The organism is Undibacterium sp. RuRC25W (assembly GCF_049339825.1).
GTDB lineage: Bacteria > Pseudomonadota > Gammaproteobacteria > Burkholderiales > Burkholderiaceae_D > Undibacterium.
Genome location: NZ_JBMPPD010000014.1, coordinates 18,279 through 30,686 on the forward strand (window position 1 = coordinate 18,279; position 12,408 = coordinate 30,686).

Genomic DNA, 12,408 nt, shown 5'->3' on the forward strand with positions numbered 1-12,408 from the left:
GGTGTCTGACAATAGATGTCATTCCTTTTTCTCCTATCCGTTAATGAGAGATGTCTTAGGCGACTAAGGCTTCTTCATTGTTTGTTAAGTGCCTGTTGACTACGCTACATAATGCTTGGATGTACGCTGACTCTGCATCCGCCGCAATGCCTGCACCGAATTGTCTGTCACCATTGATGCGCGCCTCAATGACGCACTGGCATTGTTTTTGCTGCTGATGATCGATGAAGGTGTGTTCTGTTACTTCAACGGGATCAATGTGTATTCCTTGTTGTACAAATGCTGTAATGCTTGCCGCATGAATACCATGACCTGTTGCCTGGACGACTCGTGATTGTCCGTTGAACAGCAATTCCAAACGCATTGATAAATGCGCAGGAACAGATGGCGATGTTCTCTGTTCGAGAACTTGATGTGCGTGATAAGCGAAACCTGTGTCTGCAGTTAAAAATACCTGCCTGAAAATCTGAAACAAATCGCTGGCCTGAACTTCCAGTCCACTGCGATCCGCGAATTGTTGGACTGCATGACTGAATTCAATTTGCATACGGCGCGGCATGCTGATGCCGTATTCTTGTTCCAGTAAATACGTCATACCACCTTTGCCGGATTGGCTATTGACGCGGATGACCGCATCGTAATTGCGACCGATATCGCGCGGGTCAATTGGCAGATAAGGCACCTCCCACATGCCATCCGGCGCTTGTTGTGCAAAGCCTTTTTTGATCGCATCCTGATGCGAGCCAGAGAATGCGGTATGTACTAAATCACCAACGTAAGGATGGCGTGGATGAACTGGGATCTGATTACATTCTTCAACGCATTGACGCACTGCGTCGATGTCAGAAAAATCAAGCCCAGGTGAAATACCCTGTGTATAAAGATTTAATGCCAAGGTCACCAGATCGACATTGCCAGTACGTTCGCCATTACCGAATAAACACCCCTCAATACGATCAGCGCCCGCCATGACTGCGAGTTCTGCAGCGGCGACTGCTGTGCCGCGGTCGTTGTGAGGATGCACACTAAGAATCGTGGCGTCGCGGTGTGCAAGATGACGATGCATCCACTCGATCTGGTCTGCATAGATATTCGGAGTTGTACATTCCACCGTGGATGGCAGATTAATGATGATTTTGCGCGCAGGTGTTGCTTGCCAGATCTCAGTGACGGTATCACAGATGTCTTTCGCTACATCGAGCTCGGTCATGCTGAATGTCTCTGGTGAGTATTGGAAAATCCACTCTGTCTCCGGTCGCGCATCGGTCAGCGTTTTAATCAGTTGTGTTCCATCGATGGCAATCTGTTTGACTTCTTCGCAGGATTTAGCAAAGACGATACGTCGGAACGCGGGGGAGACAGGATTATACAAATGGATGATGGCACGTTTTGCACCCTGTACCGCATCGATGGTGCGGCGGATAAGGTCTTCACGGGCCGGTGTTAAGACTTCAATCGTGACATCATCAGGGATGTGGTTGCCGGTAATTAATTCGCGGACAAACTCAAAGTCGGTGTCAGATGCAGATGGAAAGGCGACTTCAATTTCTTTGATGCCGATATTGACCAACATCTTAAAAAAACGCATCTTTTTTTCTGCGTTCATTGGTTCAATTAATGCCTGATTGCCATCACGTAAATCCGTGCTCATCCAGATCGGCGCTTTCTCAATCTGACGTGATGGCCATTGGCGATCACTTAATTGAATAGTGGCAAATGGATTAAATGCACGGTATTTCGACGATGGTTGAGCAAGCATGATAAACCTTTAAAAAATAGTGAGTCCTTCGCCTCGCAGGAGGCGATGTTGAAAATAAATACGAGAGGAAGGTGGTCAGAGGCTAACTGGCGTCCACCGGCTTACGCGCGGCCAGTTAACCGGTCGGTAGTCGATGTAGTAGGGCGGATGCAGACAAACCAGTCGTGTCATACGACGTGCGATTGTTCAAGACGCAAGCATATTGCATTGATATAACGGTCTTAAACACGGTGCTGGTTATCTTGAACATGAACATGCTGATCATCCTGTGTGGCTTATCTCGAGCCGGGTAAAACAAATTAGGTGTTGAAGCTGGTGGCGATTACATCAAGATCTGAGGAGGTAATGCCGGAAACTAGAGGAAATTACTTCGCTAGTTGTAGAGATAGTAGTGCTAGTAGGGATAGCAGCATCAACGCGGAAACAGTGAGCAACAGAGCAGGTCTGTGCGCAGCAGTTTGTTTCGCGGCAGTGATGTGTTTTTGGGATGTCATGGGATCTAATGTAAATCGAGATGCGGTTGTTCGTCAAGACTATTTTTTTAATTTTCGTTATTAATTATTTTAATTGCACTTCGTAAGGGCGGGCCGAGTGTGACCCGCCGAGGACCTTGCTCTCGTCATCCCCAACATAAAAAAAACTCAGGACATCACCGACATCCTGAGTTTTTCAATGGTGTCTTTCTACGATTACCAGATCGTCGTTCTTTTCTCTGGTGCAACGTACATCTTATCGCCTTCTTTGACACCAAACGCTTCATAAAAGGCTGGCAGGTTCGTTAATGGTGCGTTGCCACGGACTTCTGCCGGAGAGTGGGGATCAGTGCTGATCAGACGGATAGTTTCAGCATCGCGTGCTTTGCCGCGCCAGACTTGTGCCCAGCCCATAAACAGACGCTGATCGCCAGTGTAGCCGTCGATGACAGGTGCTGGTTTGCCGCCGAGGGAAATCTGATACGCTTTGTAAGCGATAGATAAGCCGGAGTTGTCCGCGATATTTTCACCCAAGGTCAATGCGCCATTGACGTTATAGCCCGGTAATGGGCTGTAGCCATTGTATTGGGCAACCAGTGCGCCGGTGAGTTTGCCAAAGTTTTCTTTGTCGTCTTTGGTCCACCAGTTACGCAGGTTACCGTCTCCATCAGACTGGCTGCCGGAGTCGTCAAAACCGTGGCTGATTTCGTGGCCGATGACTGCGCCAATGCCACCGTAGTTGACGGCATCATCCGCTGCTGGATTGAAGAACGGTGGTTGCAAAATCGCAGCCGGGAAAACGATCTCATTCTGACGGGAGTTGTAATATGCGTTCACGGTTTGTGGACTCATGCCCCATTCTTTACGGTCAACGGGTTTGCCGAGTCTAGCGACGTCGCGTTGATGGTCGAATGTGCGGCTACGGATGACGTTTCCAACCAGATCATTCGCTTTGATTTGCAACGCACTGTAGTCACGCCATTGATCAGGGTAGGCGATTTTTGGCGTAAATTTAGAGAGTTTGACTAAGGCCTCTTTTTTCGTTTCCGGACTCATCCAGGTCAGCGTTTCAATGCTTTGCTTGTACGCTTCGATCAGGTTGGAGACCAATTTTTGCATACGTGCTTTATCTTCTGGTGGAAAGTATTTAGCAACGTACAGTTCGCCTAAAGCTTCAGGCATACTTTCTTCAACGCGACCAACCCCCCGTTTCCAGCGTGGTTGGTTTTCAGGGATACCGCGCAGCGTCACGCTGGAGAAGGAAAAATCTTCATCGACAAAGCGTTTTGATAAGAACGGTGCATACGCATCCACCACTTTCCATTTGTAATAAGTTTTCCAGACATCGACTGGCGTGTCATTGATCAGTTTTGCCAGATCGGTCATGAAGCTTGGCTGGCGTACGATCACGTAATTCACTTTTTTACCAACGCCTGTCCCCGCAAAATAAGCGGACCAGTCAAAGCCTGGCGTCAGCTCGGCCAACTTTGCCATATCCAATTTGTTATAGGTCTTGACTGGATTACGATTTTCCACTTTGGACCACTGGATGGTGGCAATCTTTGTTTCCAGTGCGAGGATGTCGGCTGCGGCTTTGTCTGCGTGTTTTTCGCCGCTCATTGCCAGCATTTTTTCGACGTGCTTCACGTAAGCGTCACGGAAGCCTTTGAATTTAGCGTCATCTTTGAGATAGTAGTCACGATCTGGCAAAGTAAGGCCACCCTGGCTAACATATACGGCGTAAGTCGTGGATTCGCGTGCATCTTGACCAACGCCAGAATTGACTGGCAAGGAGACGCCTAATTGCGACAAGTGCGCAACCAGTGCAGGGAAGTCTGCTGGTTTTCTGGCTTTGTCGATTGTTGCAAATGTCGCTTTCAATGGTTCGATATCGAGCTTGTCTGCACGGGCTTCATCCATAAAACTAGCATACAGCGCCGCGATTTTTTGCTGGTTGCTACCGGCTTTCAGATGCTTGTCGGTAGTGAGACTATCGATGATGTCATGCGAACGTTGTTCTGATAATTCACGCAATTTATCAAACGAACCGTAGCGGGCACGATCAGCAGGGATCTCTGCGGTTGCCAGCCATTTACCTGACATGAACTTAAAAAAATCATCTTGCGGACGCACACTTGTGTCTTGCCATTGCAGATCGATACCTGAACGCAGTGTCGCAGCGGAGGCCGTGCCAGAAGCGTTTGCTGTTGTCGGGAGGGCAGGGGCAGGTGATTGGGCAAAAGCGGCAGGTGATCCACTCAATGAAAGAGTGGCGAGAACTGCCAGAGAAAGCAGAGTGCGTTGCATGTGATGATCCCTTGAGTATTTGAGTAAAACCGGCTTTGATAGGGCCGGACGAAATGCAGCGGAAAGGTGATTGATCAAAAAATTCGATGAAGATCACTGTCGTCTTTTTTGATTTTATTTTTTACATAACCGCAACTCTGTTTGACAAAAAGGCCGGCAAATAGTTCGTCGCTTAACGAAATATATGCCAGCCAGAGGTGGTTGTATCCAATTTTTAAAACAAAAAACGCAGTTCAGGATCAAGACGCATTTTTTTGCTCTTTTTTGAGGCTAAAAAACGCTCGTTCTACGTAAGTTATTTGGTCGTTTTTTGTCTTTGTTGGTTCCAGTACGCCAATCCCAATAGACACAAGCCTCCCAATACCATCGGCAAGGACAGCATTTGTCCCGCAGAAATAGTGACGCCAGCAAAGCTGACTTCATAATCCGGTGTGCGGAAGTATTCTGTAAAGAATCGAGCGCAGCCATATAAGGTCACAAACAATGCGCCGACAGCGAGTGGTGGACGCGGTTTGCGTGCATAAATCCACAAAATAATGAACAATAAAACACCATCAACCAAGGCTTGATAAATTGGTGAGGGATGAACGGGATGATCAACGCCTGGCCACATCATTGCCCATGGCAAGTCCACCGATGCAATCCGGCCCGGTAATTCGTGATTGATGAAATTCCCGATCCGGCCTGCCGCATAACCTAGTGGTACCAATGGAGCGATAAAATCGTAGACGTTCACCAGTGGCATCTTTACTTTACGAGCCCATAAGGACATCGCTACCAGAACGCCGATAAATCCGCCATGAAAGGACATTCCACCGTGCCAGACTTGCACAATCTCAAGTGGATTTTCAAAGAAAAATTGTGGTCGATAGAAAAAGACTTCACCTAGACGTCCACCAAGAACGACCCCTAGCACACCGTAAAACAACATGTCATCAATATGTTCCTTTGTCCATCCTTGTGCAGCAATATGAGGAAGTTTAAGTCGCACTCTACCCAGCGCAACAAATTGAGCAAAGGCGACCATGTACATCAGACCATACCAATGTACTTGCAGAGGGCCAAGTGAAAAAGCAACGGGATCTGGATTGGGGTGAATCAGCATAAATTTTGGTTTAAGAGCTGTAAGAAAGAGGTTAATACTGCTGAAGGATTGTCTTTGCGCCAGGCAAAGCCGATCTCAACAACAGGCGTTTTGTCATTGAACGCATGATAAGACACGCCCGGACGCTGCAAGTTCGATACGGATTGTGGCACAAGTGCTATTCCCATGCCAGCGGAGACGAGTCCGACGATGGTTTGCATTTGGATCGCTTCTTGCCCAATGTCGGGTGTCAATCCTGCCTCATGAAAAAAACCAAGGATGGCATCGTGTAAGGCGGGTGCAATTTTACGAGGAAATAAAATCAATGCCTGATCTTTACATTGTTCAATGCTGACTGCCTGTCCTAGAGAGAATAGATGCTCTGGTGCTGCTAATATCAGTGGTTCTGTCAGGATTTTCTGGTAATCAAGTAAGTGTTGAAATTTTTCCGGCATCGGAGGAATCATAAATCCTGCGTCAATTTCTCCTTTTTCGAGAGCCTCAAGTTGCACATCGGTCGTCGCCTCGCGTAATTCGATGCTGACGTCAGCATGCGTTTGCCGAAACGTTCTCAGCGTTGGCGGCAATATGCTGTAATCGGCAATTGAAACGAAAGCAAGGCTCAGGTGGCCCTGATTGCCAGCGGCGGCCCTTTGCACCAACTGACGCAGGCTGTGCGCCTGTTGCAGTAATTTTCTGGCTTCCGGTAGCAGGGCTTTGCCTGCCGCTGTCAGACTAATTTGCCTCGTACTGCGCACAAACAGTGGTGTGCCGAGATCAGATTCAAACGCTTGAATTGCCTGCGATAACGGTGGTTGGGTCATATGTAAACGCGTGGCCGCTTTGCCAAAATGCAACTCTTCCGCTACGGTGATGAAGTAGCGTAACTGGCGCAGCTCCAAGTGCCTTTGATCAATATCATTCATGAGGGAGGCAGAGGACTGTTGTGACCTTTAAAAAATCAACCGATATGGCCATGGCGCATATCGGTGACAACTGGCACGAATTTGATAGGCGTTTGCTAGGTTTTTTAGAGATGGGATGCCTTATTTTTTTTTACTGAAGGTTCGTTTAATGCGTTCTTGTTTCATCTTTTCGAAATAGGCATCGTCTTTGCGTTTATCTAATCCCAATATGCGTTCAAAAATTTCAAACCAGAGAAAGGCAAAGACGGCAAGACCGATGATCCACCACCACGATAGTCCCGCGAAAATCCAGACGTTAGCCAGCTTTAGAATAAGTAAAAGTACAAGTGGAATGATTAATAGCATAGTTGCTCCTTTTTTTTTGCAGATTAATGTGTATTTTGGCTCGGGTCAACCTACTCGTTGATGTAAATCCTTCATTGACAGAAAAAGCGTTAAAATGAAAACGCATTTTTTAACCTGGAGAAAACAATGAAATACTCATTATTGGTAGGTGCAACAGTGGCCATGTTGGCTTCTGGCTCTGCAATGGCAAACATTGAACTGGCAAAAGCAAAGAACTGTATGGCTTGTCACTCTGTTGATGCCAAAATTGTCGGCCCTGCTTACAAGGATGTCGCTAAAAAGTACGCTGGTGACAAAACTGCTGAAGCCAAGCTGGTACAAAAAGTATTGAAGGGTGGTAGCGGTGCATGGGGTACGATGGCGATGCCTGCTAATACACAAGTGTCCGACGCAGAAGCACACACGTTGGTTAAGTGGGTACTGTCTCTGAAATAATCGGACTATCGCTGTTGGTCCCTGCCTCATTGCCTGAGACGCGGACGTTGAGTGAGATAAAAAGCCCGAGAAAATAAGATTTTCTCGGGCTTTTTTTGACCAGACTTTCGGCTTGAAAGCTAAAAGTCTGAAGTCGTGAGACGCAATTACTTCGTGACTGCTAACAGATCACGATTGCCGCCTTTGTATGTGTACAAAGTCAGAGTACCGTCTTTGATATCGCCTTTGTCATCAAAAGAGATGTCGCCAGTAACGCCGTGGTATTTGATTTTCTTCAAGAATGGCAAGTATTTAGCTGGTTCAGCAGAATTTGCTTCTTTCATTGCCTGAGCCATTGTCATCACTGCATCGTAGACATATGGTGCATAGATTTGAACTTCTACGCCGAATTTTTTCTTGTAGTCAGCTTTCCATTTTTCGTTAGCTGCTTTTTGTGCATCCAGAACACCGCCTGCTTCAGCACAAACTACTTGGCCTTCGCCAATCGCGTCGCCAGCCAGTTTAACCAGATCGGCTGTACAGATACCATCGCCGCCCATGAATTTAGCAGTGATGCCCAGTGCTTTCATTTGACGCAGCATTGGACCAGCAACCGCATCCATACCACCAAAGAAGATAACGTCTGGTTTTTTAGCTTTGATTGTGGTTAAGATTGCGCTGAAATCAGTAGATTTGTCAGTCGTATGTTCTTGCACAACAACTTCTGCGCCTTTACCTTTTGCGCCTTTGATAAATTCAGCAGCAACACCTTCGCCGTATGCTGTTTTATCATCGATCACAGCGACTTTCTTCGCTTTGTTGATTTGTACTGCATAGCGACCCAATGTACCGCCTAATTGGCCGTCATTAGCTACAACACGGAACGCGCCTTTAAAGCCTTGTTGTGTGTATTTTGGGTTCGTTGCGGATGGGGAGATTTGTACCAAGCCAGCATCGTTGTAAATTTTAGACGCTGGAATTGTTGTACCTGAATTCAAGTGACCGATAACACCGTTGACTTTTGCATCAACCAGTTTTTGTGCTACGGTAGTCGCTTGTTTTGGATCTGCTGCGTCATCTTCAGCGAGCAGTTCGAATTTTGCTTTTTTACCGCCGATGACCAGGCCTTTAGTATTGAGCTCTTCGATCGCCATTTTAGCGCCGTTTTCATTGTCTTTACCCAGATGCGCAATAGCACCAGAGATAGGACCAACGTGACCAATTTTAATAACTACTTCGTCAGCTGCCGCTGCTGCACCAGCGAATGCGAAAGCAATCGCGCCTGCCACTGGGATCATTTTTGTTTTAAACGACATGAACATTACTCCTAAGGTTTAATAAAGTAGGACAACACTATTGCATTACCAACTTATTCAGATCTCTGAATAAACAAAAGGTACAACAGAAAAAATATTTCGCAAAGCTATTTTGTGCGGTTTTTTTTAAAAAAAGACGATTTTTATATGCCTCATTTCCGTGCGCTAGACAAGCTTGATCGCAAGCTTTTGAATCATCTCCAAAAAAATAATCAGATTCCAACGAGGACTCTCGCTGAAAAGTTACACATTTCTCAGCCGACTTGTTTGCGCCGCATCAGAGAATTACGTGACGCAGGCGTTATCAGTGCTGACGTTAGCGTGGTTGATCCTTTTGGACTTGCATTTGGGATGCTCGCTTTTCTCGAAGTATCACTCGTGAATCAGAGTGACGAATTTATGCACGATTTTGAGGCGCGCATGAATAAGGAAGCTGAAGTCATGCAGTGTTATTTTGTGTCAGGAGAGTACGATTATTTCCTGGTTGTGCACGTTATTGATATGGATGCGTACTATCAATTTGTGCGACGCGTCATTTCTGGATCTGGCAATGTACGACATTTTCACTCCCGTTTTCCGATGAAAAAGACTAAATTCACGACCTACATCGCATTCGACGAAAAGGCTGCGGAAGTGACGGTAAAAGTGAAGAAATAAAGTGAAGATTTCGCGTCTGTTTCACATTTTTTTCTCAAAAATGAAACATTGTCGAGCTTAAATACCCTGATGGATCGTGGTGACGACGCCTAGCATTGCACTTGATGTCGTCGCTGAGATTGCTGACCGCGGTTGCGGCCGTCGCGACGTCTATGGCTTGACGGCAATATATTACCTAAACGCATGACGCCTGCGAGGTGTGGATGGCGTTAACTAGCAGCCGCCAGACGTGGTGAGAATCGTTGTCGCTCTATGCCTGTGAAAGCAAAATCGACGTCAGGAAGGTACCCCGAAATAATGTCAGCAAGTGCACGACCTGATCCTACCCCCATGGTCCAACCTAGCGTTCCGTGGCCGGTATTCAAAAAGAGATTCTGGTAGCTGGTTTTACCAATGTAAGGGACATTGGATGGGGTGAGTGGCCGTAAACCTGTCCAATACACAGGATCAGTGTAATCACAGGCATCAGGGAATAATTCTTGGGTACGGCGTGTGATCGCTGCGCAGCGGGCGTTATTGAGTTCTCGCGTGTATCCGTTGATCTCACAGGTGCCTGCGACCCTTAGCCTATCCCCTAGCCGAGATACGACCAACTTATATCCATCGTCCGTTAGCGAGACAGTGGGAGCAGCAGCGCCGTCGATAATACGGTATGTGGCAGAATAACCTTTGCCAGGATAGATCATTAAAGGAATGCCCAGTGGTTTTAGCAGTGGCTGCGAAAAACTCCCCATCGCCACGACAAACGCGTCAGCACGTAAAGTTTCGTGACGACCATGTTCAGCGATAACTTCAACCCCAGTAATGGCTGCGCTGCCACCACAACCCTCATGCAGTAATCTGGTAACACTGGTGTTATAGCGAAATTGAACTCCCGCCTCAGTCGCCTTCCGTGCCAAACCAGTTGTGAATTGATAGACGTCTCCCGATTCATCCGTTTCTGTAAAATCACCACCGACGATCTGCTGACGTACGCCAGCTAACGCCGGTTCACGCTGAACCACTTCATCTGCACTGATAGAGACGCGGGGACAGCCCAGTTCGCGCATCAAGCGTGTCGCAGGTAAAGAGCTATCGAACTCTTTTTGGTCAGTATAAAAATGGAGAATGCCCTTAGTCAGACAGTCGTATTCGATACCCGTACTGGCTCGGACCTCAAGCAGCGTCTGGCGGCTGAACTCGGCGATCGCCACGATCTGGCGGATATTATGGTCAGTACGACTTTGCGTACATTCACGTAAAAACTGGAGGCCCCATTGCCATTGTAGCAATTCTGCACGCGGACGAAATAGCAATGGCGCGTCCTCTTTACCTAGCCATTTCAAGACTTTTAATGGCGCAGAGGGATTCGCCCACGGCTCCGCATGCGATACCGAAATCTGGCCCCCGTTAGCAAAGCTTGTTTCTTGCGCGGCACCAGGTTGACGTTCGATTACAGTCACATCGTGACCCTGTTGTCGGAGGAACCATGCAGTGGATGTGCCGATAATGCCGGCGCCGAGAACGATGACTTTCATTGACCAATCTCCTGTGTGTGAGGAATGCTGCAGAACAGTGTGCAGTTCCTTTGTTTTACATGTGAGATTGTAGAAAGCTTATTGTTTTTGATGTAATCAGAAAGTGATATTTTATTTTTATTTTTAAAATTCTGAGAGCTAGTTATGTTTAAAAATAAAAATATTTTTTATAATTTTGCTTATTTTGATGTTTTTACCTTGGCAATTTCTTGCGTCACAGCACGGGTCACCACTTCTTCCAGCGAGTTTTTCAACCCCATACGAATTTCGTTGGCCAGTTTTTCTACCGCCGTCTGTAGTACATCGGCAAGACTATCCCGAACGCGGTGTTCTAATACGAAATCCACCCGGGTTAGCACATGTTTGAGAACATTTTCTCGGAGCGTTTGTTCCAATAATTGCCACTCTTCTTCGCTGATGGAGCCTTGCTGCGTCGCGGGTTGTTTTATTTCACTCGTGATATCACCGATATGCTCCGATTGTATTTCTTCGACAATCGTGGTGAGGGTATCAGGCGTGATGATTTCGGTCAGAACCGGAATACTGGCATCGAGTTGTGTGTTCATATTATTTCGCCACGTTATGGCTCAAAGGGTAAGCTTGTTGATGATAGTAGCGATAGCGCTCACGGCCAGCGTTTGTATCTTCAGCTTGGCTGGAGACGATTTCTATCATGCGTGGAAAAAGTCCAAAGTGTTCTGGCGTTGACGCACTTAAGTTGACAAGCAATTCAAAATGCGGACTTTGCTCTAGATTTTCGTGGCTTAGAATAATCGGCGTAACGTTTGCCAACGGATCATCTGCCATGACGTGCGGTAAGAAACCGATCTCTTCCATTGTCCACAGTGCTGCATCGATTTGCTGCAATACCCGACGATCGGGATGATAGACCACGATTTGACAGTTGGCACCGCGGGCTTTGCGAATCAGACGGCAGGCGTAATTGAGCTTGTCCGCGACATTGCTATGAAAATCGATGCGGGTTTTTTCAGAAACGGAAGCCATTATCGTTTTCCGGTTTTTTTATTGGTGCAGGTGCAGGGGGAGCCACGTTTTTAGGTGGTGTAGATGCCGAATCGGGCTTGCTGGCTGGCGCTGCGCTCTCTGGCTGTGGATAAACATACGTGGCTGGCAAGCGGTTAGCGTCTGGATAGCTAGCGGCACTGATCGCTGCTTTCCAGTCATCTTGGTTGTAGCCATGGAGCTTGTTGCTACCAATCGTCAGAAATGGCAACTGAATATCGCCGCTCAATTGTTTTAATTTATCGCTATCCGCGTTGGACTTCACGGTCTTTTCTGCAAACGGGATACCTGCTGATTTAAGAAACGTTTTACCTTCATTGCAAGGTTTGCAATTGGATGTCGTGTAAAGCACGACGGGATTTTTTGAAGCCGCCAATTTCAGTTCATACGGAAAATTATTGAAATCTTGCGATGTGGAAATGCTCTTTGTTTCAACAAGTTTCTGAGTTGCCGGCGGTGGTGTATCGGAGTACGTTACTTTGCCATCGGGGCCGACGGATTTATACAACTGTGCTTGGGTCGCATCGGCGAGCAAGCACAGCGGTAATACCATAGCGCATACTTGGATTGACGTTAGCTTCAATTTT

The 12,408-nt window shown here is 47.1% G+C and carries 12 protein-coding genes; 2 read left to right on the plus strand and 10 right to left on the minus strand.

What is annotated here, in order from left to right; translation table 11 throughout:
- Nucleotides 1–55: 55 nt before the first annotated feature.
- The 5 genes from leuA to ACO0KV_RS08475 all read right to left on the minus strand — a co-directional run bounded on the left by leuA (nucleotide 56) and on the right by ACO0KV_RS08475 (nucleotide 6,894).
- Nucleotides 56–1,762, minus strand: a complete 1,707-nt coding sequence (gene leuA, locus ACO0KV_RS08455; RefSeq protein ID WP_423041887.1) for a 2-isopropylmalate synthase — start codon at nucleotides 1,760–1,762, stop codon at nucleotides 56–58.
- A 686-nt stretch (nucleotides 1,763–2,448) separates the two neighbouring features.
- Entirely contained in the window at nucleotides 2,449–4,539 is a 2,091-nt protein-coding gene (locus ACO0KV_RS08460) for a M13 family metallopeptidase (protein ID WP_423041776.1), read from the minus strand.
- A gap of 295 nt (nucleotides 4,540–4,834) precedes the next feature.
- Nucleotides 4,835–5,644 (minus strand): prolipoprotein diacylglyceryl transferase, encoded by an 810-nt coding sequence (lgt, locus tag ACO0KV_RS08465; RefSeq protein ID WP_423041778.1) that lies wholly within the window; start codon nucleotides 5,642–5,644, stop codon nucleotides 4,835–4,837.
- Entirely contained in the window at nucleotides 5,638–6,549 is a 912-nt protein-coding gene (locus tag ACO0KV_RS08470) for a LysR family transcriptional regulator (RefSeq protein WP_423041780.1), read from the minus strand. The genes lgt and ACO0KV_RS08470 overlap by 7 nt, the downstream gene beginning before the upstream one ends.
- A gap of 120 nt (nucleotides 6,550–6,669) precedes the next feature.
- Nucleotides 6,670–6,894 (minus strand): TIGR04438 family Trp-rich protein, encoded by a 225-nt coding sequence (locus tag ACO0KV_RS08475; protein ID WP_423041782.1) that lies wholly within the window; start codon nucleotides 6,892–6,894, stop codon nucleotides 6,670–6,672.
- 126 nt (nucleotides 6,895–7,020) lie between these two features.
- Here ACO0KV_RS08475 and ACO0KV_RS08480 point away from each other — a divergent pair, with 126 nt between their 5' ends.
- Nucleotides 7,021–7,329: a c-type cytochrome gene (locus ACO0KV_RS08480; protein ID WP_423041784.1), complete on the plus strand. Its 309-nt coding sequence runs from the start codon at nucleotides 7,021–7,023 to the stop codon at nucleotides 7,327–7,329.
- A 146-nt stretch (nucleotides 7,330–7,475) separates the two neighbouring features.
- Here the strand turns inward: ACO0KV_RS08480 and ACO0KV_RS08485 are convergent, their stop codons facing one another.
- On the minus strand, nucleotides 7,476–8,624 hold the full coding sequence (locus ACO0KV_RS08485) for a branched-chain amino acid ABC transporter substrate-binding protein (RefSeq protein WP_423041786.1): 1,149 nt from the start codon (nucleotides 8,622–8,624) through the stop codon (nucleotides 7,476–7,478).
- A 147-nt stretch (nucleotides 8,625–8,771) separates the two neighbouring features.
- Between ACO0KV_RS08485 and ACO0KV_RS08490 the strand changes: the two genes are divergently transcribed.
- On the plus strand, nucleotides 8,772–9,281 hold the full coding sequence (locus ACO0KV_RS08490; RefSeq protein WP_423041788.1) for an Lrp/AsnC family transcriptional regulator: 510 nt from the start codon (nucleotides 8,772–8,774) through the stop codon (nucleotides 9,279–9,281).
- Between the two features lie 209 nt (nucleotides 9,282–9,490).
- On the opposite strand, the gene ACO0KV_RS08495 is transcribed toward ACO0KV_RS08490, so the two are convergent.
- The 4 genes from ACO0KV_RS08495 to ACO0KV_RS08510 all read right to left on the minus strand — a co-directional run bounded on the left by ACO0KV_RS08495 (nucleotide 9,491) and on the right by ACO0KV_RS08510 (nucleotide 12,404).
- Nucleotides 9,491–10,798: a D-amino acid dehydrogenase gene (locus tag ACO0KV_RS08495; protein ID WP_423041790.1), complete on the minus strand. Its 1,308-nt coding sequence runs from the start codon at nucleotides 10,796–10,798 to the stop codon at nucleotides 9,491–9,493.
- A gap of 179 nt (nucleotides 10,799–10,977) precedes the next feature.
- Nucleotides 10,978–11,364 carry a hypothetical protein gene (locus ACO0KV_RS08500; protein WP_423041792.1) on the minus strand — a complete coding sequence of 129 codons (387 nt, stop codon included), beginning with the start codon at nucleotides 11,362–11,364 and terminating at the stop codon, nucleotides 10,978–10,980.
- A gap of 1 nt (nucleotide 11,365) precedes the next feature.
- Nucleotides 11,366–11,803, minus strand: a complete 438-nt coding sequence (locus ACO0KV_RS08505) for a DNA polymerase III subunit chi (protein ID WP_423041794.1) — start codon at nucleotides 11,801–11,803, stop codon at nucleotides 11,366–11,368.
- A complete protein-coding gene (locus ACO0KV_RS08510) occupies nucleotides 11,787–12,404 on the minus strand; it encodes a glutaredoxin family protein (protein WP_423041796.1) in 618 nt (205 codons plus the stop codon). Before ACO0KV_RS08510 ends, ACO0KV_RS08505 begins: the two co-directional genes overlap by 17 nt.
- Between the last annotated feature and the right edge of the window lie 4 nt (nucleotides 12,405–12,408).